The following is a 23,045-nucleotide window of genomic DNA, read 5'->3' as shown; positions in this document are numbered from 1 at the left end:
GTAATAAGCAGGAAGTAGGTAAGTACAGGAGCAGAAAGAAAACGAAAATACCGGAGCCTCCTACCCTACTGCCATCAGAAACCAAATGCCAGCGCGCCACCATCCACGCTGAAGTCCTGCCCCGTGATGTAGGTAGCACTGGGAGAAGCCAAGAAGCAGATCAGTGCCGACAGCTCCTCGGGCCGCCCAAACCGGTGCAGAGGCATGCGCTGCAAGATCTTCTGCTTGCGTTCCTCATCCATCACCTGCTGGCTCATTTCGGAAGGAAACCAGCCCGGCGATACGGAGTTGACGAGAATATTCTGCTGGCTCCACTCCACGGCCAGCCCCCGCGTGATGCCCACCACCGCCGATTTGCTGGAGCTATACGGCACCACCTCCGAAAAACCTAGGTAGGAAGCCATGGAGGAAATATTGATAATGCGTCCCACGTGTGCCGATTGGCTTAAATATGGAAACGCCTGCCGGCAGCAAGTGAAAACGCTCGTCACGTTTACGGCGTGAATGGCTTCCCATTCTTCTGTGCTGAGTGTTTCGGCGCGCTTGCGCTGGGTGATGCCGGCGTTGTTGATCAGCACATCGATGCCCCCGCTTGTGCCGATACGGTCGAACACCGCCTTCACGGCCGCCTCATCCGTCACATCCAGCTGGATAAAGGAGATGTTGTCCGGCACTGGCGCGTCGTACGCCACTTTGATGTGACCGGTGCGGCTCAGGGCAAATACCTCGGCGCCGCACTGCGCTAGCATAATGGCCTGGTCGAGGCCTAAGCCACTGGAGGCCCCGGTGACAATAATTCGCTTGCCCGCCAGCGAAAAAAGCGAGTCGATTTTCGTGTTCATACCCTATTAGATTTCCGTCAGCGACGCGTCTTTGAAACTGAAACCCCAGCCGGGCCGATTGTGCGGGCGGGCCATGCCATTCGTTATTTGCAGCGGATGGTCAATTAGCGGATCTATCCAGTCGAACGACTCGGCGCCGGCGCCATTGGCAATGGTGCAGAGCAGGGGAATATCGTAGTCTTTGTAGTAGTGCGGCAGCACCGGAACGTTGAAGCTATTGGCCAGCGCCGCACTGTCGCGCCAGGCCTCTACCCCACCCAGGCGCAGAATATCCGGTTGCCAGATGTCGATGGCATTGCGGCTGAGCAACTCGCGCAGGGGGAGGGTAGAATACTCCCGCTCGCCCATGGCCAGCGAAATACCCGCTTGGTTGCGCAGCAGCTCGTAGCCCTGAAAATCGTGGTGGGCAATGGGCTCCTCAAACCACTGAATATGTAATTCGCGGGCGGCCCGGGCCAGCGCCAGGGCATTCGGCACCGTCATGCCCTGGTTGGCGTCCATCATAATGCCGATGTCGTTCCCCACGGCTTCGCGCACGAGCCGCAACCTTTCTAGGTCTTCTTTCCAATCGGGCTTGCCTACCTTGATTTTCACGGCCTGAAAACCGCGTGCCTTGTAGGCGCTTACCTCACCAATCAGCTCTTCCACGGAGTAAGAAATCCACCCGCCGCTGCCGTAAATGGGCACTTCTGTTCTCGATGTACCAAGCACTTTCCAAATGGGCTGGCCAAGTATTTTGCACCAGGCATCCCACATGGCAATGTTGTAAGCGGCTTGTGCCCACCGGTTGATTCCCTCCATCCCAAAGTATTCGTTCGCCTGGTTGAGCTGCTCGAATACTTTCACCGTCTCGGAAACCTCTGCGCCTAGCACCACCTGGCCGGCATCTTTTATGGCCCCAGCAATAGCCTGCGGACTGTACTGAAAACTCAGTAGGTAGGACTCGCCTACTACGCCTGTTTCGGTGGTGATGCGCAGTACCAAAAACGAAATTTCGGTGAGCGTGTGTGTCGCGTCAGAAATAGGATTAGCCAACTTGGCTTTGGCAGTATATACACTGAAGCTGTTGATTTTAGGCATACGGCCGGTGGAGTTTGGTAAGTAGAGTTGAATCTGGTTTCAGTATCTTCTCGCGACTCACTCCGCAGTTGTTTGAGCATGAAGTTGGTAGCAATTGGAACAGATAACAGCAGCCAGACATTGAGAAGAGCCAGGTATCTTTACTAAAGATGAATATCGAACTCGCCCCCGCCGTCCTGCACACTACTGCCGCTTCCGCCCCTACCCCCTTCCTCGCTCAGGCTGCACGCCACCTGCTGGCGCACTACCCCGGCAGCGAGTTGTCGGATGTGGTGGTGGTGGTGCCCACGCGCCGGGCGGTGGTGTACCTGAAGAACGAGTTGTCGCTGGCCGCCGAGGTAGGCCAGGCCGTGTGGAGCCCACGCATTGCGGCCATGGAAGACTACATGGTGGAGCTGGCCAGTGTGCAGGTAGAAGAGCCCATTGCCTTGCAACTCTTGCTGTTCGACATCCTGCGCGACATCGACGCCCACCTGGATTTCGACCAATTCGTGGGGTGGTCGGGGCTGCTGCTTCAGGACTTCTCCAACCTCGATCAGAACCTGGCCAATCCGAAGAAAGTCTTTGAATACCTCACCCAGGCCAAGGCCCTGGAGCGCTGGGACTTGTCGCTCACGCCGCCCGAAAACAGCACCACTGCCGCCTATTTTCGCTTTTGGGACGACCTGGAAAAGGTGTACTGGCGCTTGCGCCGACGCATGGAGCACGACCACCTTGCCTACCCTGGCCTGGCCTACCGCCTGGCTACCCGCCGCGTGAAAAACCGCCTGGAAGCGGGCGAAACCCTACCCCAACACGTGTTTCTGGGCCTCGGCACCCTCTCGAAGTCGGAGGAACGGCTGATCCGGCGCCTGCGCAAAGCCGGCCGGGCCGAGGTGCTGTTCGATGGTGACGCGTTTTACTTGGAACCCAACTCCCCCAACCGCGCCGGCCAGCACCTGCGCCGCTACGCCAAGGACTGGGACCTGCCCGCCGAGGCGTTTGGCGGCGTACCCGGCCACGGCTTGCCCGAGCTGCTACGCGGCCTACCCCGCCAGGTGCAGTTTGTGGGCGTAGCCAACTCCTCCATGCAGGGCAAAGTGGCCGGGCAACTGCTGGCCGAGTCACGCCGCCTCGACCCCAAGGCCAAGGTAGCCGTGGTGCTACCCGACGAAACCCTGCTCCTGCCCGTGCTACACGGCCTACCCTTGGATGCCGTGCCCGAGTACAACGTGACCATGGGCCTGAGCTTCCAGAGCACGCCACTGTTCAACCTGGTCGATTTGCTGTTTGAGGTGCACCTCACGGGCATTCGGGAAGGCTCACAGGAAACGGGCTACGGTGTGCCGCGCTACCACCATTTGGCTGTACAAAAGTTGCTGACGCACCCATTTTTGCGGCGCTACCAGCACTGGCTCAACCAGCAACCTGAGCAGCCCCGCGGCCTGCTAGACCGCATCTGCGACCAAATTGTGAGGCGCCAGGCCGTGCTGCTACCCTCCACCGAGCTGCTAGAGATGGGACGCCAGCACCCACTCATAGAGGCGCTGTTTGCCACCTGGGATACGTGCGACGACATCATTGCCGCCTGCTACACACTGATTGACCTGCTCAAAAAAGCCTATCAGGACCAGCATTCGGCCATTGAGGCGGAGTACCTGTACCTGTTTTTCACGTTGGTGAAGCGGCTCGATTCGGTGTTTGATTGCCGGGAGCAGCGGCTATCAGTACGCTCGTTCCGGCGGTTTCTCTACGAGCAAATGGCCCGCACTCGCCTACCCTTTTCCGGTGAGCCCATTGCCGATGTGCAAGTGATGGGACTGCTGGAAACCAGGGCGTTGGACTTCGACCATATCATCATCTTGAGCTGTAACGAGCGGGTGTTGCCGGCCCCCAAAAACCACGCGTCGCTGTTTCCCTACGACGTGCTCACGCAGTTCAACATGCCCACCTACGCCGACCACGAAGCGGCCACGGCCTACCAGTTCTGGCGCCTGTTGCAGCGCGCCCGCCGCGTAGACTTGCTGCACGTGCTACCCGGCGCCGACGGCAGCCGCACCGGCGAGCGTAGTCGCTTTTTGTTACAGATAGAGAACGACTTACGCCTGCAAAACTCCCGGTTAGAGCTGCGCGATTTGACAGTAGAAACGGTACCGTCTGCCCTACCCTCGCCAGATCTCACACGACCCGTAGGCACTGAAGTAGTGGAAACTCCACTGGGCGACCTCACGCTTGCTAAAGACACCGAGATGCTGGCTGCTCTGCGCGGGGCGTTGGAGCGCGGCCTCTCGCCTTCAGCGCTCAACCAGTTCGTGGGCTGCTCGTTGCAATTTTATTTCTCCCGTATTGCGCGGTTTCAAGAGGCTGAGGAGGTAGAGGAAACGTTGGGCGTAGATGGCTTCGGCACGGCGGTGCACGCGGCTCTGGAAAAGCTCTTGCAGCCCTTTGTGCAGGAGCAACGCCCGCTCACGGCCGAAGATATTCCGGCCCTCCTTAAGCAAACCGACAAAGAAGTGGCCCGCGCCCTGCGCCGGGAGGAAAAAGAGCGCCACGCCCGCGCCGACGAAGGACTGAACTACGTGCTGGGCCAAGTGGCCGTGCAACTGGTGCGACGCTACTTCGAGAGCCTGCTCACGCAGCCCGGCACCCTACCCCTGCAGATTCATGCGCTGGAGCAACAGCTTTTTGCTACCGTATTTGTGCCCATGCCCGATGGCGAAAAGCTACCGGTGCGCCTCATCGGCTACGCCGACCGTCTCGACCGCCTACCCAATGGCAGCCTGCGGGTGGTAGATTACAAAACCGGTATGGTGCAAGGTTTCGAGCTGAAGCTGCAAAAAGCCAAAGAACCAGCCACCGCAGCTGTAGAGCGCCTGCTGCTAGAGGCCAGCTCGGGTGCCGAGAAAGTGCGGCAGCTCTGGCTCTACCGCTTTATGCTGGAAGCAGAGGGCCAGCAGGCCGCCGACGCGGCCATCCTTTCTATGCGCAACCTACCCGGTGGCCTGCTCACGGCCGATATGTCGTTTCTGACTGAAGACGGCCAGTCGTTTCGCCAGGCCAGCGAGGAGCTGCTGGGCCAGCTGGTGCATCGCATCCTCGATCCACTGGAACCCATCCGCAAAACCGACGACCTGGACCGGTGCCAGTACTGCGCCTACCGGGGCATTTGCGCACGGTAATTCGGTAAGAAAAGATCAGACAATGAATGTCATGCCGAACGGATGACGAATCTCGCCTGCTGACGCCAAATAGAAATTGCCGGGAGCACACGAGATTCGCTAACAAGCTCGAAATGATGTGCTAGATATTCCACTAGCATAGCTTTACTCCACTTCAATAAACCCTACCCCATGAAAGATAAATTCATGCAAGCCGCCATCGACGAAGCCCGCGCTGGCCGGAAAGAAGGCGGTATTCCCATCGGCTCCGCGCTGCGCCGCGGCGACGAGCTGGTAGCCAGCGGCCACAACAAGCGCGTGCAGGAAGGCAACCCCATCTTGCACGGCGAAATGGACTGCCTCAATAACGCGGGCCGCCAGCGCACCTACCGCGATACAGTGCTCTACACTACTTTGATGCCCTGCTACATGTGCGCCGGCACCATCGTGCAGTTCAAAATCCCAAAAGTAGTGGTAGGCGAAGCCCAAACCTTTGGCGAGTCGCTGGAGTTCTTGCAGTCGCACGGCGTGGAGGTGGAAATCCTCAACCTTCCCGAGTGCGTGGAGATGATGCAAGAGTTCATCGAAGCCGAGCCTACCCTCTGGAATGAGGATATTATGGAGCTGTAAGGTGGTGAAATAGTGAAATGGTGAGATAGTGATTTAAGAGAGCGTCTGTCATCCTGAGCGCAGCGAAGGACCTTTTCACGCTAGAACGAGTCGCTATGATGCCTGACGTTCTAGCGTGAAAAGGTCCTTCGCTGCGCTCAGGATGACAGACGCTTTTCCTACTTTACCTTTTAACTATCCAACCACATCACAGCTGCCACACCATGCCCAAACCGGGTGCGTTGTACTGCCAGGTAGGCGAAAAGCTCATGCCTTTGGGTAGAATGGGCTTGCGGCCCCAGCGGTTGCGGTGCGTGAGGTAGCCCACGTGCGCCGACAAGATGCCGATGCCCGCGCCGGCAAATACGTCGCTCTGCCAGTGCTTGCTGTTGATCATGCGCAGCGCGGCCACGCTGGTAGCAATAGTGTAGGCGCCAATGCCATACCACTGGCTTTTGTGCCGAAACTCGTTGTGCACGATGCTGGCTGCCAAAAATGCCTGCGCCGTGTGCCCTGAGGGAAACGACAGCATATCGGAATTATCGGGCCGGCGGATTTTAGTAAGGTTTTTTAGCGCAAACACGCTGCTGAGCATAATAGCCTCGCTCTTGAGAATCACCAGGCCGATGTTCAGGTTGTCGTCGCGCGACTCGACGCCGGCCAGTAGCACGGCGCCCAGCTCCAAGTAGGGCGCAAAAATCAGAATATCATCGGCCTTGGTGCGGAAGGTAGGGAACAGCTTACGAATGTCGCGGTTGGCCTGGTAGCTGCTGTACAATCCGTTGCCGTTGATGGTAGTAGCGCCGTAGGTAATCAGGATGGCTGGCACGATGGAGGCGCGCACCAGCTTACCCTTGTACCACGGTGGCCGCACGGCCGGCGGGGCCGGAATACCGTTGGGATTTTCGTAGGGGTGCGTAACGGTGTCGGCCGGCGTGATGGGTGTAGTCGGGGCCGGTACTACTTGAGCCAGCGAAGGCGTGAAAACCGAAAGCCACAAGGCCAGCCCAACCAGGCTGCGAGATACAAATGCACGCATAAATACAGATTGCGGAACGAAAAAAAGGCGGTAGCGTGGTGGCCGCAAGGCACCGAAAAGCCCTACAGTAGCCGGTAGGTTATGCCCGACACACGTTGAACGTTACCGAATTGTTACGTCTTAGCCGCAATTTTTCCAAACGATAGCAACTGCCTGTTGTTGTTATATTGTCAGCCGAATGGCTGTCTCAGTGGTTTATTAGCAACTACGAGCCGGTTTTCGTAGGTTTGACGCTCCCACGGATTCTTTTTTTCATTGCCTCTATATTTTGCCCTATGGCCGACCAAACCCTAACCAAGCTGCGCGCTGGTGTGCTCCACGGCGACGAAGTACAGTCGTTGTTCCAATACGCCAAGGATAACGCCTTCGCCCTACCCGCCGTGAACGTGACGGGTAGCAACACCGTGAATGGCGTGCTGGAAGCCGCTCACGAAGTGAATTCGCCTGTGATTGTGCAGTTCTCAAACGGCGGCGCGCAGTTTTTTGCGGGGAAATACGTGTCCAACTCCGATCAGCGCGCCAGCATTGCCGGCGCTATTTCGGGCGCTCAGCACGTACACCAGATGGCTGCTCTCTACGATGTGCCCGTGATTCTGCACACCGACCACGCCGCCAAAAAGCTCCTCCCCTGGATTGACGGCCTGCTGGCTGCCGGCGAAAAGCACTTTCAAACGCACGGCCAGCCGCTCTACAGCTCGCACATGCTGGACCTGTCGGAAGAGCCAATTGAGGAGAATATCGAAATCTGCAAGCGCTACCTCGAGCGCATGGACAAGCTGGGCATGACCCTGGAAATTGAACTAGGCGTAACTGGCGGCGAGGAAGATGGCGTCGACAACTCCGACGTAGATTCTTCTAAGCTCTACACGCAGCCTTCGGAAGTGGCCTACGCCTACGAGGAGCTGAGCAAAGTGAGCTCGCGCTTTACTATTGCAGCTGCGTTCGGCAACGTGCACGGTGTGTACAAGCCCGGCAACGTGAAGCTGCAGCCCATCATCCTGAAAAACTCGCAGGAATACGTGCAGGAGCATTTTAAGACTGGTCCGCAGCCCATCAACTTCGTGTTCCACGGCGGTTCGGGCTCCTCGCGTGAGGAAATCCGCGAAGCCATCAGCTACGGCGCTGTGAAGATGAACCTCGACACCGACCTGCAGTGGGCGTTCTGGCAGGGTATCCGCGACTACTACGTGAAAAACGAAGGCTACCTGCAAGGCCAGATTGGTAACCCCAGTGGCGCCGACTCGCCTAACAAGAAGTACTACGACCCCCGCGTGTGGCTGCGCTCGGCCGAAACTACCTTTGTAGAGCGTCTCAAGCACGCTTTCGAGGATTTGAACGCCATCAACCGCCGCCCCTAGTTTTCGGGTTTCTGTTGTTATTTGACTGCCCGGCTGCCGCGCTTTCCCAAGCGCAGACAGCCGGGCAGTCGGCGTTTGAGTGCACGCCCTGCCAATGCACGGCGTAGAGATGCATTATGTTGTATCTGCACTTCAGCGCATCAACTTTAACTAATGTTCGTTAGTTAAAGTATCTTTAGGCCGCTGCGCAAGCGACACAGGTTCTATGTAGTTATTATATCCGTCTCGTTGCATGAGCAAACGAACAAACTCTGCTAAGCGCCAGCTTATCCTGGATGAAGCAGCCAAGCTATTCAAGCTGAAGGGTTTTGGCGGCACATCCATGCGCGACCTGGCGGCTCAGGTAGGCATGGAAGCCGCAAGTATGTACAACCACATCAAATCCAAGGACGAGATTCTGGAGCTGATTTGTTTTCACATTTCGGATACCTATATCAGGCAGCTGACGGAGGTAGAGCACATGCAAGCGCCGTACGTAGAGAAAATTCGGGCGCTGATTGGCCGCCACATCCAGCTAATGATTGAGGACGGCGCGGCCGTATCGGTGGGCAACAACGATTGGAAATACCTTACCGGCGACAGGCTGGAAGATTTCAAAGCCGCCCGCAAACGCTACGAAAAGGGCTTCGCTGCCCTCATCGAGCAAGGTATAGCGGCCGGCGAGCTGCACCCCGTCAATGTGTCGGTGGCGTTGTTCACCATCCTGTCGGCGGTGCGCTGGGTGGAGCTGTGGTACCGCCCCGGCCGCAACGTGACACCCGAAGAGCTAGAAGAAAACATCATGACGGTTCTGCTGAATGGTTTGGCGAAATAAGTTATGAGTCCGCCTACTACACATTGTCATCCTGAGCTTGCCAAGGACCTTGTCACGGCAGAACGACTACTGCACCAACGACTCGTTCTCACGGGAGAAGGTCCTTCGTCGCCGCTTGATGCGCGGAATGCTCAGGATGGAATGCCAAAAAGTTAAAGAAAAATGCCCCGCTTTCATACCCTCAGAATCAAGCACATCACCCGCGAAACGCCCGACTGCGTGGCCCTCACGCTGGACGTGCCCGCAGAGCTACGGGCGGCGTTTCAGTTTCGGCCGGGGCAGTACCTCACGTTTCGGCGAGAGGTAGGCGGCGAGGAGGTGCGGCGCTCTTATTCGCTGTGCAGCAGCCCGCTAGACAACGAGTGGCGCGTGGCGGTGAAGAAAGTACCCGGCGGACGGTTTTCGCAGCTGGCCGTGGACGAACTACGCGCCGGCGATATGGTGGAGGTGATGCCCCCGGCGGGCCACTTCGGGCCAGCTGACCTGCTCCCTACCCAGGTCCGACACTACGTGGCCTTTGCGGCGGGCAGCGGCATCACGCCCATTCTGAGCATCATCAAAACGGTGCTGCACACGGAGCCCCACAGTCGCGTGACGCTGGTGTACGGCAACCGGGGCCGCAACAGCATTATTTTCAAAGAAGCCATTGAGGCTCTGAAGAATACGTTCTTACAGCGCCTACGTGTCTACCACGTCCTCAGCCGCGAGCAGGGCGACACAGACCTATTCTTCGGCCGCCTCGACCAGGCGAAAGTCCGGCAGTTTCTGGATAAGCTGGTGCCGGCCGCGCAGATCGACGAGTGCTTTATCTGCGGCCCCGAGCAAATGATTCAGGATGTGCGTGCGGCCTTATCAGAAGCCGGCGTAGCGCCTGAGAAGATCCATTTCGAGCTGTTCGGTACCAGCGTGCCTCGGCCCACTACCGCCGCCCCTACCCCACCTCCCGGTCACGACGACCAGCAGAGCCAAGTGACCGTGCAGCTCGACGGCCATATGCACGTACTGCCGATGTCGTACTACGGCAATACCATCTTGGACGAGCTACTGGCTACCGGCGTAGATGCGCCCTACTCCTGCAAAAACGGCATGTGCAGCACTTGCCGCGCCCGCGTGACGGCCGGCCAGGTGGAAATGGACGTAAACTATTCACTGTCCGAGAAGGAGGTGGCAAAAGGCTACGTCCTGACCTGCCAGGCCCGACCAGTTTCAGCGGCGGTAGGAGTGGATTTTGACCAGTAAATGATATGAACTGTCATTTCGAACGAAGAGAGGAATCTGAGTTTGCTGTAAGCGAAACCTTGGTAAACGTATCAGATTCCTCCCTCCACTCGGAATGACAGAGCGTCAAATTTTCTATCTTTAACTAACAAATGTTAGTTAACCATTGTTGAACTACTATGGAAACGCTAGAACTCACCCAGGAAGAGCAATTTCAGGCCCGTATTGATGCGGATGAGCGCATTGAGCCCAAGGACTGGATGCCCGACGCCTACCGTAAGACCCTGATTCGGCAGATTTCCCAACACGCTCATTCTGAGTTGGTAGGCATGCTACCAGAGGGCAACTGGATTACGCGGGCGCCTTCTTTGAAGCGCAAGGCCATCTTGCTGGCGAAGGTGCAGGACGAAGCCGGCCACGGCCTCTACCTCTACTCGGCTGCCGAAACTCTGGGTGCCTCCCGCGACCAGATGCTGGCCGACCTGCACTCGGGTAAGGCCAAGTATTCCAGTATTTTCAACTACCCTACCCTCAGCTGGGCCGACATCGGCTGCGTGGGCTGGCTGGTGGATGGCGCGGCCATTTTGAACCAGGTGCCGCTGTGCCGCACCAGCTACGGCCCCTACGCCCGCGCTATGGTGCGCGTGTGCAAGGAGGAGAGCTTCCACCAGCGCCAGGGTTTCGAGATTATGCAGACGCTGTGCGAAGGCGCGCCGGAGCAGAAAGCTATGGCCCAGGAAGCCTTCAACCGCTGGTGGTGGCCTACCCTGATGATGTTCGGGCCGAAGGATGAGGACTCGCCCAACACCGAGCGCTCCATGCAGTGGCGCATCAAGCGCTTCACCAACGACGAGCTGCGCCAGAAATTTGTGGACATGATGGTGCCCCAGGCTGAGTTTCTGGGCCTGACGGTACCTGATAAAGCCCTGCACTGGAATGAAACCAAACAGGGCTACGACTTCGGCGACGTAGACTGGGACGAGTTCTGGCAAGTGGTGAAAGGCAACGGCCTCTGCAACCACGACCGACTACAAGCCCGCGTGCAGGCCCACGAAGACGGCGCCTGGGTGCGCGAAGCCGCCCTAGCCCACGCCCGGAAAAGGAGTGAGAGGGTAAGCGAGTAGGAAGGTATGAGGATTGAATACAACCCGTACTCCTCGCCTTCCATTCCTCTTACAAACTTCCTACCCTCCCACCCCCATACCCTCCTACCCTACCAACATGACCCAATCTGAATGGCCCCTGTGGGAAGTCTTTATCCGCAGCAAACAGGGCCTCGACCACAAGCACGTGGGTAGTCTGCACGCCGCCGACGCCGCTATGGCCATGCAAAACGCCCGCGACGTGTACACGCGCCGCCTCGAGGGTGTCAGCATTTGGGTGGTGGAGTCGCGCCACATTCACGCTTCTAATCCCGATGATGCGGCGGCCTTTTTCGATCCGGCGGCAGATAAAGTGTACCGGCACCCTACCTTTTTTGAGGTACCGGATTCCATTAAACACATGTAGACTAGTTGCTTATGCAGCCTATTCCAACTGCCCCTTCATCCCTACCTTCCTACGCGCCTGAAGTACACGAAGCCCTGCTGGCTTTTGTGGTGCAGCAGGCCGACGCGAGCCTGGTGCTGGGCCACCGCTTATCGGAGTGGTGCGGGCACGGGCCGGTGCTGGAGCAGGATTTGGCGCTAGCCAACATTGCGCTGGACTTGCTGGGCGAAACCCGCAGCCTCTACCAGTATGCGGCTGAGCTGGAAGGCCAGGGCCGCACCGAGGACGACCTGGCGTTTCTGCGCCCGGCTACGGAGTACCGCAACCCCTTGCTGGTGGAGCAGCCCAACGGCGACTTTGCCCACACCATTGTGCGGCAATTCATCTTCGACAACTTCCACTACCATACGCTGCAACAGCTTCAGCACATACCCGATGAGCGCTTGGCCGCCATTGCTGAGAAGTCGGTAAAGGAGGCTGCCTACCATCTAAAGTGGAGCTCGGAATGGGTGATTCGATTGGGAGATGGCACCGAGGAAAGCCGCCAACGCATCGAAAAAGCCCTGCGCACCCTCTGGCGCTACGCCGGCGAGCTGACCACCCCTACCCCCGCCGAGCAGACGCTACAAACCACCGGCCTTCTCCCCGACTATTCCTCTCTACTTCCGGCCATGCAGGCGCACACGGTCCGCGTGTTTGCCGAGGCTACCCTACCCCTGCCCGAAGGTGTAGTGATGCAGCAGGGCGGCAAGCTGGGCCGCCACTCCGAGCACTTGGGCTACTTACTAGCCGAGTTGCAGTACATGCAACGCGCCTACCCTGGCATGACCTGGTAATCTTTTAGCTGCTAGCTATTGGCTGTTAGCTGATAGCGTTTTTTCGATTGAATCCGATCAATGCACAAACCAACGGCTGAAACCCAAAAGCTAACAGCTAATAGCCAACAGCTAACAGCCAAAAAACTATGGCAGTTGCTGGAGGAGGTGTCGGACCCCGAGGTGCCAGTACTGAGCATCCTGGATTTGGGCATTGTGCGCGATGTGATGGTGGAGGACAAGCACGCGACCATCACCATCACGCCTACCTACTCGGGTTGCCCGGCCATGAACACCATTGCCACCGATATCCGGCTGCGGCTGCTGGCTGAGGGGTATACTAACGTGACGATTCATACCCAGCTGCGCCCCGCCTGGACCACCGACTGGATGAGCGCCGCTGGCCGCCAGAAGCTAACTGACTATGGCATTGCCCCACCAGTAGACGGCACCGCCACCGGCCACCTTCTCAACCTATTTGGGGCCGACACGGCCGTACGCTGCCCGCTCTGCAAGTCCGATAATACACAATTGGTCAGCCAGTTTGGCTCTACGGCCTGCAAAGCCCTCTACCAGTGCAACGACTGCCGCGAGCCGTTCGACTACTTTAAATGCCACGCCTAGGCTTCACCCTATACTTTTATATGAGCGAATTTCTTCATTTCTCCCTCGATGCCGGTGTGGCCACGTTGCGCCTCAACCGTCCCGATGTGTTCAACAGCATCAACAAACCGCTGGCGCTGGCGTTGCAGGAGCAATTGCAAGCCTGCCAGCAGGACGAAAGCGTGCGCGCCGTAGTGCTCACGGGCACCGGCCGGGCATTTTGTGCCGGTCAGGACTTGGCGGAAATTACCGGGCCAGACCGCCCCGAGGTGTCGGAGATTGTAGAGCGGCACTACAACCCGATTATAGAATTGATTCGGAATCTGGAGAAGCCAGTAGTAGCAGCCGTGAATGGCGTAGCGGCCGGCGCGGGTGCCAACCTGGCCTTAGCTTGCGACGTGGTAGTAGCCAAGGAATCGGCCTCATTTATTCAGGCGTTCAGTAAGATAGGACTGATACCGGACAGCGGCGGCACGTATTTTCTACCCCGCTTGGTAGGTCAGCAGCGCGCCTCGGCCCTCATGCTGCTCGGCGACAAGGTAGGCGCCGCTGAAGCCGTGCAGATGGGCATGATTTACCGGGCCTTCGCCGATGATGTGTTCGACGCGGAGGTAGCGAAGATTGCTCAGAAGCTGGCCGCCCTACCCACTCGCGCCCTCGCCTACACCAAGCAACTGCTAAACCTGAGCGCCACCAACGACCTCACCCAGCAGCTCCGCGCCGAGGCCGACTACCAGCTCCGCGCCGGCCACACCGCCGACTACCAGGAAGGCGTAGCCGCCTTTATGGAGAAGCGTCAGCCGGTATTTAAAGGACAGTAAAACGTCATTTCTCCTGCTAGTCGAGATGACTGTATACTATAACCAACAACTATGACCATTGGCATTATCGGCAGCGGCGCAATGGGCGCGGGTATTGCGCAGGTAGCGGCCACAGCCGGACATACGGTGTGGCTACTCGACCAAAACCAAGCGGCGCTGCAACAGGCGGCCCAGCGCATCCGGCAGAGTCTGGACAAGCTAGCCGAGAAAGGGAAGCTGATGGTAGAAGACGCCACGGCAGCCTTTGCCCGTATTCAACTCACCGAAAACCAGACGGATTTCGCGGATTGCGGCTTGGTGCTAGAAGCCATTGTGGAAGATCTGGCCGCGAAGCAGCAGGTATTTCGGGAGGTAGAGCGCGTGGTGAGTGCCAACTGTGTACTGGCCACCAACACATCATCGCTGTCGATTACGTCCATTGCCGCGGCGTGCCAGTGGCCGGAGCGGTTTGTGGGCATTCATTTTTTCAATCCGGCGCCACTGATGCAGCTGGTGGAAGTGGTGCCGGCCGTGCAAACTCGCCCCGGCTTGGCTAAGGAAGTGCACGCGCTGGTGCAGAGTTGGGGCAAGCGCCCCGTGCTGGTGCAGGATACGCCGGGCTTTATCGTGAATCGCGTGGCCCGGCCGTTTTACGGCGAGGCCATCCGGCTGCTGGAAGAGGGCGTAGCCGACGCCGCTACCATCGACTGGGCCATGACGGAGCTGGGCGGCTTCCGCATGGGACCGTTTGCGCTGATGGACTTCATCGGGCACGACGTGAACTACCGCGTGACGGAATCCGTCTGGACGGCCTTTTTCTACGACCCGCGCTACCGGCCCTCGCTCACCCAAAAACGGCTGCTGGAAGCCGGGTACTACGGCCGCAAGTCGGGCCGTGGCTTCTACGACTACACGCCCGGCGCGCCTATCCCCTCGCCTACCCTCGATGCCGCCCTAGGCCAACGCATCCTGCACCGCATCCTGGCCATGCTCATCAACGAAGCTGCCGATGCCCTGCACCTGCACGTGGCCTCGGCCGCCGACCTGGAACTGGCCATGACCACCGGCGTGAACTACCCGAAAGGCCTGCTCGCCTGGGCCGATACGTTGGGCCTGCCGCACGTGCTGCAAATCCTCGACGACCTCTACCACGAGTACCACGAGGAGCGCTACCGCGCCAGCCCGTTGCTGCGCCGTCTGGCGCAGGCTGGGCAAACCTTCTTTCCAATAGAAGCTATTCTGTAACGCGCTGACCTAAAATCTCCCACCCTATGCCCACCCTACTCGAAAACTACGCCCTCGGCTGCTGGATGCCCGGTACCGGCGAGCAGCAGGAACTCTACGATGCCAGCACCGGCGAGATAGTAGCCATTGCCAACGGCGAAGGTCTCGACTACGCGGCTATGTTCGACTACGCCCGCCGCACCGGCAACAAGGCTTTGCGTAAGATGACCTTCCACGAGCGGGGCCGCATGCTGAAGGCCCTGGCCTTTCACCTCGACAGCAAAAAGGAAGACTTCTACACCCTGAGCTACCGCTCCGGCGCTACCCGCGCCGATAGTTGGATTGACATTGAAGGCGGCATCGGCAACCTGTTTGCCAACGCCTCGTTGCGCCGCAAATTTCCCGATAAGCCGTTTTATGTGGAGTCGGACCCCATTGCACTGTCGAAGGGTGGCAACTTTATCGGACATCATTTGCTGGTGCCGAAGGAGGGGGTAGCGGTGCACATCAATGCCTACAACTTCCCCATTTGGGGGATGCTGGAGAAGATTGCCGTGAATTTGCTGGCAGGTATGCCGGCCATTGTGAAGCCCGCCGTACCAACGGCCTACCTCACTGAGGCCGTGGTACGCGAAATTATTGCCTCTAAAATCCTACCCGAAGGTGCGCTGCAACTCGTCTGCGGCTCGGGCGAGGGCATTCTCGACCACGTGACCTACCAGGATGTGGTCACGTTCACGGGCTCGGCCGAAACTGGGCGCAAGCTGCGGGCCCACCCGCGCATCATCCAGGAAGCCGTGCCCTTTACGATGGAAGCCGACTCGCTGAACGCCGCCGTGCTCGGTCCTGATGCCGTGCTGGGCACTGCGGAGTTCGACTTGTTTATCAAGGAAGTACGCCGCGAGATGACGGCCAAAACCGGGCAGAAGTGCACCGCTATCCGCCGTATTGTGGTACCTGAAAACTTGGTGGAAGACGTGCAGATTGCCCTAGGCAAAGCCCTGGCCCAAACCACGATTGGGCATCCGCTGGCCGCGGGCGTACGCATGGGCGCGCTGGCGGGCCGGGCGCAGGTGCAACGCTTGCGCGAGCAAGTACAGCGCCTGGCCCAGCACACGCCCATCGTGTACGGCGACCTGGACCAAGTGGCCGTGACAGGAGGCGACTGCCAGGTAGGCGCATTCGTGTCGCCCATCGTCATGCTGAACCCGGAACCGTTTCGGTTCATGGATACGCACGAGGTAGAGGCCTTCGGGCCGGTGGCTACCCTCATGCCCTACCACGATGTGGACGAAGCCATTGCCTTGGCCAACCTAGGCAAAGGTTCGCTGGTATGCTCCGTGGCTACCAACGACCCGGCCGTAGCGCAGGAATTTGTACTGGGCGCCGCTACCCACCACGGCCGTATTCTGGTCCTGAACGAGGAAATGGCGAAGGAAAGCACCGGGCATGGCTCGCCCCTACCCTTGCTTATCCATGGCGGACCGGGTAGGGCCGGCGGCGGGCAGGAAATGGGCGGCATTCGGGGGGTAGAGCACTTCATGCAGCGCGTGGCCATCCAAGGCTCGCCATCGATGATTACGGCCATTACGGATGTGTATCAGCCCAAGGCCAAGCAAGTGGAGCGCGACAAGCACCCATTTCAGCACTACTTCGAGGAATTGGAAATTGGGCAGACGTACACCACGCACCGCCACACCGTGACGGAGGCCGACATCACCAACTTTGCCCAGGTATCTGGCGACAATTTCTACGCTCACGTAGATGCTACCTCCCTGGAAGGCACGCTGTTTACGGGCCGCGTGGCGCACGGCTACTACATTCTGAGCAAAGCCGCCGGCATGTTTGTAGACCCTCGCAAGGGTCCCGTTCTGCTCAACTACGGCCTGGATGAGTGCCGCTTCACCAAGCCCGTTTACCCCGGCACTACCATCGGCGTGCAGCTCACCGTGAAGGAGAAGATTGGTCAGGAAAAACGTGATGAAACCGACGTAGCCAAAGGCATAGTGCGCTGGCTGGTGACCGTGACCGACGAGACCGACGAGACGGTGGCTGTGGCTACCATTCTGACGATGGTAAAAAAGAAAAACCAGGACTAGATTTCTCGCAGTGTTTCGCAGTGTGCTGATGCCGGAGCACCGCGAAACACTGCGCAAACCCTCCGCGAACCTCTGCGAGAAACATCCCCATGAACGATATCCTCACCGCTGGCAAAGTAGACACCACCACCTATGCCCAGGGCATCAGCACCATCAGCTTCTTTCACCCCAGCCACAATTCCCTACCCGGTGCGTTGCTCACCCAACTTGCCGAGGCCATTACTGCTGCTGGACAAGACCCCGCCACGAAGGTCATCATCCTGCGCAGCGAAGGCGACCGGACTTTCTGTGCCGGCGCCAGCTTCGACGAGTTACTGGCTATTGAGAACGAAGCGCAGGGGCTACTCTTTTTTTCGGGCTTCGCGAAGGTGATAAATGCCTGTCGCACTTGCCCTACCATCATCGTTGGGCGGGTGCAGGGCAAGGCCATTGGCGGTGGGGTAGGCGTGGCCGCCGCCACCGATTATTGCTTTGCCACAACACAGGCCGCCGTGAAGCTGAGCGAGCTAGTAATCGGCATTGGGCCATTTGTGGTGGGGCCGGCCGTAGAGCGCAAAATTGGGCTTGCTGCGTTTGGGCAGTTGGCGCTGGCCGCCACCGAGTTCCGCAGTGCCGAGTGGGCCCGCGACCGGGGCCTCTACGCTACCCTCACCGACTCTGTTGAAGCGCTGGATGCGGCCGTAGCGACCTTTGCAACCACGCTGGCCAGCTACAACCCTGAAGCGCTGGCGGAGCTGAAGCAGGTGCTGTGGGCCGGCACCGAGCACTGGGACACGCTTCTGGCCGAGCGGGCCGCCATCAGCGGCCGGCTGGTGCTGTCAGACTTCACCCGCCGCGCTATTCAGCAGTTCAAAGCCCGATAGGCTTCGCCACGTTGCCTAACACATTGCCCCGACCCCGCGTAGAGTACACCATGTCTCTGCCCCGCTGGTCGGGGCTTTTTCTGTAGTTATTCTTCCTTCTTCTATGCTGCATGATATGCAACGGGTGCTCGCCACCTACTGGAAACAGTTCCTGTATCTGACCCCCAAACTCGCTATTGCGCTGGTTATTATACTACTAGCCCTCACCTTTGCTAACCGCGTCAGCAAGTTGCTCGGCGCGCGGGTGCGCAACCATTCCGACGACCTGCTGCTGGCCGATTTTCTTATCCAGTTAAGCAAGTGGGTGTTTGTGCTAGCCGGCTTTCTGTTAGCTCTGCAAATCATTGGCTTTTCGGGAGTCGTCACGGGGATGCTGAGCGCGGTGGGATTATCGGCCTTCATTGTGGGCTTTGCGTTCAAAGACATTGCTGAGAACTTCCTGGCCGGCGTGATTCTGGCCTTCAATCGACCTTTTCAGATTCATGATACCGTGGAGGTGAAGGGCTTGCAAGGCCACGTAGAAGCCCTCAACCTACGCACCACCATCATCAAAACCTTCGACGGCAAGCACATCTACCTGCCTAACTCGGTGGTGCTGAAGGAACCGCTCACCAATTTCACCCGCGACGGCAGCATCCGCCAAGACTTTCTGCTCAGCGTAGACTACGGCCAAGATAGTGGGCCGGAAAAGGTAATTGCGCTGATTCTGCAGCAAGTAGAGCGCACCCAAGGCGTGCAAACTCAGGAGCCACGCACACCCTACATCCTCCAGGAAAAAGCCACCGGTACCACCATCGACCTGCGCGTGTACTTCTGGACTTTATCCGAGGACTACCGCCGCGTAGTTATGGAGTTGAAAAGCAACCTGATGCAGCAAACGCGTACCACCTTGCAGCAGGCAGGCTACGCCCTACCCAATGCTGCGCAGTAGTGAGTAGTGAGAGTGAGAGAACGGGTTGTGGCGAGTATTAGCTGGCTTTCTGGTTTGATCTCGCATTATTTCACACGTCTTTCACCTTACGGCGCGGATATTGCCGGCTTTTCGTGTCCTTTGTAGTCACGGAGGAGCTTTGCTCACTTTTTCCTGTTTCCATGCCTAAAAGTCGTCTGCACCGTTTGCTGCGGCCGCTCCTGCTGTGGCGCGTACGCCACATCAACGATCGGCTCTACCTGATCATTCTCAGCATTCTGGTGGGCGTTCTGGCGGGTCTGACGGCAGTAGTGCTCAAGAACTCCATCCACTTCTCCCAACACCTGATTTTTGAATGGGTACCGGAGCAGTACGTGGTATTTGCCCGTTCGCTCTACCCCATCATTGGTATTTCGTTGTCGGTGCTGTTCACGCGCTGGTTTTTGGGCGGCACGCTCAGCCGGGGTATCACACCCATCATCTACAACATCTCCCGGCAGGGTAGCATTATCCCACGCAGCAAACTCTATTCGCAGATTGTCACGGCCTTTTTCACGGTTACGTTTGGTGGCTCGGCGGGTACCGAAGCACCTATTTCCGTAACGGGTGCGGCCATTGGCTCCAACATGGCGCGGCTGCTGCACATTGGGCGGCGCGAGCGGCGCCTGTTGGTAGGCTGCGGCGCGGCGGCCGGCGTGGCGGCCATCTTCAACAGCCCCATTGCGGGCGTGCTGTTTGCCGTGGAGGCCATCTTGTCGGAGCTGTCGGCGCCGTTTTTCATCCCCCTGCTGATTTCCTCGGCCACGGCCACGGTGGTGTCGAAAGCGCTGTACGCAGGCCAGCCGTTTGTGCTGATTACCACCAGCTGGCCCGTAGAGGCCCTTCCCTACTACCTCATGCTGGCCCTATTCACGGCCCTGCTGTCGGTGTACATGATCCGGGTGTACTTCATGGCTGATAAGTTCTGGGAAAAACAAACCGGCACGTTTCGTAAGGTCCTACTGGGCGGTACGCTGCTGGGTATCCTGGTCTTCATCTTCCCGCCGCTATATGGCGAGGGCTATGAGATGGTGCAATTCCTGCTCAACGGCCACCCCGAGCGTATCGCCGATGGCTCGCTGTTCTCGGTGTACGGCGACCAAAGCGTATGGCTGCTGTTGGCCGTGGCCATTGGCAGTGTGCTGTTTAAGGTATTTGCCACTACCTTCACCTTCGGGGCGGGCGGCAACGGGGGCATGTTTGGCTCCTCGCTTTTTGTGGGTGCCATGGCGGGCTTTGTGTACGCCCGCTTCTTGAATTTGAGCGGCGTGCACCCGGTGCCAGAAGTGCACTTCATTGCCCTGGGCATGGCGGGTATGCTGGCCGGGGTAGTACACGCGCCCCTCTCGGCCATCTTCCTTATTGCCGAAATCACGGGCGGCTACGCGCTGTTTGTGCCCTTGATGGTGGTCACGTCGTGCTCCTACCTGGTGGCCAAGTACTTCGAGCCCTACTCCGTATACACCCGCAAGCTGGTAAAGCAAGGTGTGGTGATGCACCAGGACCGCGACCAGGGCCTGCTCTCCCAGCTGGACCTGCGTGCGCTCCTGCAAACCGACTTCATTCCCGTGCACCCCGACGATACCCTGGGCGAGCTGGTAAACGTGTTCCGGCACGCTACGCGCAATACCTTCCCGGTGCTGGATAAGGACAGCCACCTGCTTGGCATTGTGTCGCTCGATTCGGTGCGCGACGCACTGTTCGATGACGAGCACTACACCACGACGCACGTGCACGAGTTGATGCGCGAACCCGCAGCCACCATCCACGCCACCGACAGCATCCTGGACACGCTGCATCTGCTGGAAGACCACGACGCCTATGCCCTACCCGTCATCAATGCCGACGGGCGCTACCTGGGTTTTATCCTGCGCACTTCCATTCTGGCAGGCTACCGCCGCCAGCTCCTGCGCGAGGTGCAGTAGGCTGAGGGTTATTTGGTGAACAATCCTTTCACGTAGCCCACCACACTTTGAACAGGCTTGGCAGCACTGGCCGCGGTTTCCAGCGGCTTTGTGAATTGCGCGAGCCCGTCCGACAGAGCGGCCGCAACAGGCTGTTTCGGGAAAAGCAGCAGGAAACTGTTTTTAGTGAAGTACGTGGTCAGGTAATACGGAAGCTTGGTCATCCGCTCGGTGTAGGAAACATGGCCGCGCCGCGACGAAACAATCAGGAACAAGTCATTGGGTTTGACTTCCTTACTGAAAATCAGGAAGTCATCCCAGTTAGCAAACTCAGTGTACGTTACGCCATTCAGGGCTGTATCTTGCTCGTTGTGCGTACGCATCATCTGTAGCGTATGGTCCTGGGCGTAGAAGGCCAGGGGTAGCCCCGCTTCCTTGGAGAGGATGGTAACGGTATCCAGCCAATGGGTAAAACCAGACTCCTGCTCTGCATTGGGGGGTAGCACTGCTACAATACGGGTAAGCGTATTGAGCGGCTGCATGGGCTGGTACACGAAGATTTCCTCCGGAGTGCTCTCCAGAATTTTCTCCACCACAGGCCCAAAAAAGTTGGTAGCGCTGAAGGAGCGGTGCAAGCCAATGAGCACTTTCGTGATGTTCTGCTCCTTGATGCTGTAGATGATGCCGCTACTGATACTCATGTCGTAGCGGGTGAGAGGCAACAGCTCATTCTCGGAGGCGGCGGCGTGCTGTTGAGCCTTCTCCATCATCTTTTTGCCGGAGCTCTGCCCTGAAGCATTTTCGTCTTCATCGCTCACCACATGCAGCGCATACACAGGCACCTTGCTTTTGCGCGGCCGCAGCATCAACCCAAAGTCTACCATCTCGGCCACCGTGTCGGGGTAGGCGAGCGACAGGAGCACCTTCTCCCCCGTGTCAACTACGGGTGCAGCGGCACTTTCCTCGAGCTTGGCGATGGTACGAGCTGATTTTTCGACCTGAAAAGAGCTGATAGCGCAGCTCACCAAAATCAGCAGAATGGTGCCATTCAGCACGTCCTCATCCAGCAAACGGATGGGTAAGCCGCTGGGTGTTTCACCAATGATAATGTTGTATCCAACCAGGATAATAGCCAGCGTGGCAGCGGCGTGGGAGCTACTCAGCCCAAAAATCAGGTCTCCCTCGTCTTTGGTCATGCCCAGTACTTTCTGGGTGAACTTAGCCGCCAGATACTTAGCAGAAATAGCAATAAATACCACTACGCCAGCCACTTTCAGCGCCCCAGTACCTTTCACCAAGACACTCACATCAACAAGCATCCCTACCCCAATCAGAAAGAACGGGATAAAGAGCGCATTCCCCACAAAGTCGATCCGGTTCATGAGGGGCGAGGAATGGGGCACAAACTTATTGAGCACCAGACCGGCAAAGAACGCCCCAATGATAGCCTCTAACCCTGCTGCTTCGGCCAGAAAAGAAGCGAGAAATACCATGGCCAGCACAAAAATGTACTGCGAAACGCTGTCGGTAAACCGTTTGAAAAACCACCGGATGATAAAGGGAAACCCGAAAAAAACGATGGCGACGAAGATCATGGCCGAGCCACCTAGCCGCACCCAGAACGTAGCGCTGACACTTTCTCGCGTCATGCCCGAAATAGCGGCCAGAATCAGCAGGGCTAGAATATCCGTAATCATGGTGCCGCCAATGGTGAGCAGCACGGCCCGGTTGCGCGTCACGCCGTAGCGGCTGGCAATGGGGTAGGCCACCAGCGTATGCGTGGAAAACATACTGGCGAGCAGCACCGACGACAGAAAACCGTAGCCCAGGATATAGTAGCTGGCTAGTGCCCCCGTTACGAGGGGCAACGTGAACGTGGCCAGCCCAAAAAGCAGAATCTTGTTGCGGTTCTTTTTAAACTCACTCAGGTCGATTTCCAGCCCGGCCAGAAACATGATGTACAGCAGCCCTACTGTACCAAATAGCACAATACTACTATCGCGCAGTAGCAAGTTCAGCCCATAGGGCCCTACCAGTGTGCCCGCAATGATTAACCCGATGATATGCGGGACCTTAATTTTATGAAAGATGATAGGAGAGAATAGTATAATAAATAGAACAAGCGAAAAAATAATAACCGGATTCTTTAGCGGTAACGTGAAATCGAGGTTCAGTAAAAGCATGAGGAAGGAGGGTCGCATGG

19 protein-coding genes are annotated in these 23,045 nt (G+C 58.0%); 15 read left to right on the top strand and 4 right to left on the bottom strand.

Annotated elements, in window-relative coordinates; genetic code table 11:
* Positions 1-74: 74 nt before the first annotated feature.
* Together MUN82_RS05715 and MUN82_RS05710 are read right to left on the bottom strand one after the other, a co-directional pair.
* Positions 75-842, bottom strand: coding sequence for an SDR family NAD(P)-dependent oxidoreductase (locus MUN82_RS05715; RefSeq protein ID WP_245095667.1), 768 nt, complete (start codon positions 840-842; stop codon positions 75-77).
* A 6-nt stretch (positions 843-848) separates the two neighbouring features.
* Positions 849-1,922 (bottom strand): mandelate racemase/muconate lactonizing enzyme family protein, encoded by a 1,074-nt coding sequence (locus tag MUN82_RS05710; protein ID WP_245095665.1) that lies wholly within the window; start codon positions 1,920-1,922, stop codon positions 849-851.
* Between the two features lie 149 nt (positions 1,923-2,071).
* Between MUN82_RS05710 and MUN82_RS05705 the strand changes: the two genes are divergently transcribed.
* Both MUN82_RS05705 and MUN82_RS05700 read left to right on the top strand, forming a co-directional pair.
* A complete protein-coding gene (locus MUN82_RS05705) occupies positions 2,072-5,080 on the top strand; it encodes a PD-(D/E)XK nuclease family protein (protein WP_245095663.1) in 3,009 nt (1,002 codons plus the stop codon).
* 171 nt (positions 5,081-5,251) lie between these two features.
* On the top strand, positions 5,252-5,689 hold the full coding sequence (locus MUN82_RS05700) for a nucleoside deaminase (protein WP_245095661.1): 438 nt from the start codon (positions 5,252-5,254) through the stop codon (positions 5,687-5,689).
* Positions 5,690-5,876: 187 nt separating this feature from the next.
* On the opposite strand, the gene MUN82_RS05695 is transcribed toward MUN82_RS05700, so the two are convergent.
* Entirely contained in the window at positions 5,877-6,707 is an 831-nt protein-coding gene (locus MUN82_RS05695; RefSeq protein WP_245095659.1) for a phosphatase PAP2 family protein, read from the bottom strand.
* A 275-nt stretch (positions 6,708-6,982) separates the two neighbouring features.
* Here MUN82_RS05695 and fbaA point away from each other — a divergent pair, with 275 nt between their 5' ends.
* The 13 genes from fbaA to MUN82_RS05630 all read left to right on the top strand — a co-directional run bounded on the left by fbaA (position 6,983) and on the right by MUN82_RS05630 (position 20,863).
* The gene (fbaA, locus tag MUN82_RS05690; protein ID WP_245095657.1) at positions 6,983-8,065 is read left to right on the top strand and encodes a class II fructose-bisphosphate aldolase; all 1,083 of its coding nucleotides are present in this window, start codon (positions 6,983-6,985) and stop codon (positions 8,063-8,065) included.
* A 232-nt stretch (positions 8,066-8,297) separates the two neighbouring features.
* A complete protein-coding gene (locus MUN82_RS05685; RefSeq protein ID WP_245095655.1) occupies positions 8,298-8,879 on the top strand; it encodes a TetR/AcrR family transcriptional regulator in 582 nt (193 codons plus the stop codon).
* Positions 8,880-9,041: 162 nt separating this feature from the next.
* Positions 9,042-10,118: a 1,2-phenylacetyl-CoA epoxidase subunit PaaE gene (paaE, locus tag MUN82_RS05680; RefSeq protein WP_245095654.1), complete on the top strand. Its 1,077-nt coding sequence runs from the start codon at positions 9,042-9,044 to the stop codon at positions 10,116-10,118.
* A 158-nt stretch (positions 10,119-10,276) separates the two neighbouring features.
* Positions 10,277-11,221, top strand: coding sequence for a 1,2-phenylacetyl-CoA epoxidase subunit PaaA (gene paaA / locus MUN82_RS05675; protein WP_245095652.1), 945 nt, complete (start codon positions 10,277-10,279; stop codon positions 11,219-11,221).
* 97 nt (positions 11,222-11,318) lie between these two features.
* Positions 11,319-11,606: a 1,2-phenylacetyl-CoA epoxidase subunit PaaB gene (gene paaB, locus MUN82_RS05670; protein WP_185283937.1), complete on the top strand. Its 288-nt coding sequence runs from the start codon at positions 11,319-11,321 to the stop codon at positions 11,604-11,606.
* 11 nt (positions 11,607-11,617) lie between these two features.
* A complete protein-coding gene (paaC, locus tag MUN82_RS05665; RefSeq protein WP_245095650.1) occupies positions 11,618-12,421 on the top strand; it encodes a 1,2-phenylacetyl-CoA epoxidase subunit PaaC in 804 nt (267 codons plus the stop codon).
* A 60-nt stretch (positions 12,422-12,481) separates the two neighbouring features.
* Positions 12,482-13,024, top strand: a complete 543-nt coding sequence (gene paaD / locus MUN82_RS05660) for a 1,2-phenylacetyl-CoA epoxidase subunit PaaD (RefSeq protein WP_245095648.1) — start codon at positions 12,482-12,484, stop codon at positions 13,022-13,024.
* Between the two features lie 20 nt (positions 13,025-13,044).
* Complete coding sequence (locus MUN82_RS05655; RefSeq protein WP_245095647.1) at positions 13,045-13,824, top strand: enoyl-CoA hydratase-related protein; 780 nt, start codon at positions 13,045-13,047, stop codon at positions 13,822-13,824.
* A 51-nt stretch (positions 13,825-13,875) separates the two neighbouring features.
* Positions 13,876-15,048, top strand: coding sequence for a 3-hydroxyacyl-CoA dehydrogenase NAD-binding domain-containing protein (locus MUN82_RS05650; RefSeq protein ID WP_245095645.1), 1,173 nt, complete (start codon positions 13,876-13,878; stop codon positions 15,046-15,048).
* A 26-nt stretch (positions 15,049-15,074) separates the two neighbouring features.
* Complete coding sequence (gene paaZ, locus MUN82_RS05645; RefSeq protein WP_245095643.1) at positions 15,075-17,126, top strand: phenylacetic acid degradation bifunctional protein PaaZ; 2,052 nt, start codon at positions 15,075-15,077, stop codon at positions 17,124-17,126.
* A gap of 89 nt (positions 17,127-17,215) precedes the next feature.
* Positions 17,216-17,989, top strand: coding sequence for an enoyl-CoA hydratase/isomerase family protein (locus tag MUN82_RS05640; protein WP_245095642.1), 774 nt, complete (start codon positions 17,216-17,218; stop codon positions 17,987-17,989).
* A gap of 103 nt (positions 17,990-18,092) precedes the next feature.
* On the top strand, positions 18,093-18,920 hold the full coding sequence (locus MUN82_RS05635; protein WP_245095640.1) for a mechanosensitive ion channel family protein: 828 nt from the start codon (positions 18,093-18,095) through the stop codon (positions 18,918-18,920).
* 161 nt (positions 18,921-19,081) lie between these two features.
* A complete protein-coding gene (locus MUN82_RS05630) occupies positions 19,082-20,863 on the top strand; it encodes a chloride channel protein (RefSeq protein WP_245095638.1) in 1,782 nt (593 codons plus the stop codon).
* An 8-nt stretch (positions 20,864-20,871) separates the two neighbouring features.
* On the opposite strand, the gene MUN82_RS05625 is transcribed toward MUN82_RS05630, so the two are convergent.
* Positions 20,872-23,025, bottom strand: a complete 2,154-nt coding sequence (locus MUN82_RS05625) for a cation:proton antiporter (RefSeq protein ID WP_245095637.1) — start codon at positions 23,023-23,025, stop codon at positions 20,872-20,874.
* Positions 23,026-23,045 lie beyond the last annotated feature (20 nt).

The organism is Hymenobacter aerilatus (genome assembly GCF_022921095.1).
Classification (GTDB): Bacteria; Bacteroidota; Bacteroidia; order Cytophagales; family Hymenobacteraceae; genus Hymenobacter; species Hymenobacter aerilatus.
Note: the sequence above shows the minus strand (reverse complement) of the source record. Positions and strands in the feature narration are given on the sequence as shown.

Excerpts from the sequence above, each read along its gene's own strand:
- MUN82_RS05715 (WP_245095667.1), bottom strand. The coding sequence starts at position 842 with ATGAACACGAAAATCGACTCGCTTTTTTCGCTGGCGGGCAAGCGAATT.
- MUN82_RS05710 (WP_245095665.1), bottom strand. The coding sequence starts at position 1,922 with ATGCCTAAAATCAACAGCTTCAGTGTATATACTGCCAAAGCCAAGTTG.
- MUN82_RS05705 (WP_245095663.1), top strand. The coding sequence starts at position 2,072 with ATGAATATCGAACTCGCCCCCGCCGTCCTGCACACTACTGCCGCTTCC.
- MUN82_RS05700 (WP_245095661.1), top strand. The coding sequence starts at position 5,252 with ATGAAAGATAAATTCATGCAAGCCGCCATCGACGAAGCCCGCGCTGGC.
- MUN82_RS05695 (WP_245095659.1), bottom strand. The coding sequence starts at position 6,707 with ATGCGTGCATTTGTATCTCGCAGCCTGGTTGGGCTGGCCTTGTGGCTT.
- fbaA (WP_245095657.1), top strand. The coding sequence starts at position 6,983 with ATGGCCGACCAAACCCTAACCAAGCTGCGCGCTGGTGTGCTCCACGGC.
- MUN82_RS05685 (WP_245095655.1), top strand. The coding sequence starts at position 8,298 with ATGAGCAAACGAACAAACTCTGCTAAGCGCCAGCTTATCCTGGATGAA.
- paaE (WP_245095654.1), top strand. The coding sequence starts at position 9,042 with ATGCCCCGCTTTCATACCCTCAGAATCAAGCACATCACCCGCGAAACG.
- paaA (WP_245095652.1), top strand. The coding sequence starts at position 10,277 with ATGGAAACGCTAGAACTCACCCAGGAAGAGCAATTTCAGGCCCGTATT.
- paaB (WP_185283937.1), top strand. The coding sequence starts at position 11,319 with ATGACCCAATCTGAATGGCCCCTGTGGGAAGTCTTTATCCGCAGCAAA.
- paaC (WP_245095650.1), top strand. The coding sequence starts at position 11,618 with ATGCAGCCTATTCCAACTGCCCCTTCATCCCTACCTTCCTACGCGCCT.
- paaD (WP_245095648.1), top strand. The coding sequence starts at position 12,482 with ATGCACAAACCAACGGCTGAAACCCAAAAGCTAACAGCTAATAGCCAA.
- MUN82_RS05655 (WP_245095647.1), top strand. The coding sequence starts at position 13,045 with ATGAGCGAATTTCTTCATTTCTCCCTCGATGCCGGTGTGGCCACGTTG.
- MUN82_RS05650 (WP_245095645.1), top strand. The coding sequence starts at position 13,876 with ATGACCATTGGCATTATCGGCAGCGGCGCAATGGGCGCGGGTATTGCG.
- paaZ (WP_245095643.1), top strand. The coding sequence starts at position 15,075 with ATGCCCACCCTACTCGAAAACTACGCCCTCGGCTGCTGGATGCCCGGT.
- MUN82_RS05640 (WP_245095642.1), top strand. The coding sequence starts at position 17,216 with ATGAACGATATCCTCACCGCTGGCAAAGTAGACACCACCACCTATGCC.
- MUN82_RS05635 (WP_245095640.1), top strand. The coding sequence starts at position 18,093 with ATGCTGCATGATATGCAACGGGTGCTCGCCACCTACTGGAAACAGTTC.
- MUN82_RS05630 (WP_245095638.1), top strand. The coding sequence starts at position 19,082 with ATGCCTAAAAGTCGTCTGCACCGTTTGCTGCGGCCGCTCCTGCTGTGG.
- MUN82_RS05625 (WP_245095637.1), bottom strand. The coding sequence starts at position 23,025 with ATGCTTTTACTGAACCTCGATTTCACGTTACCGCTAAAGAATCCGGTT.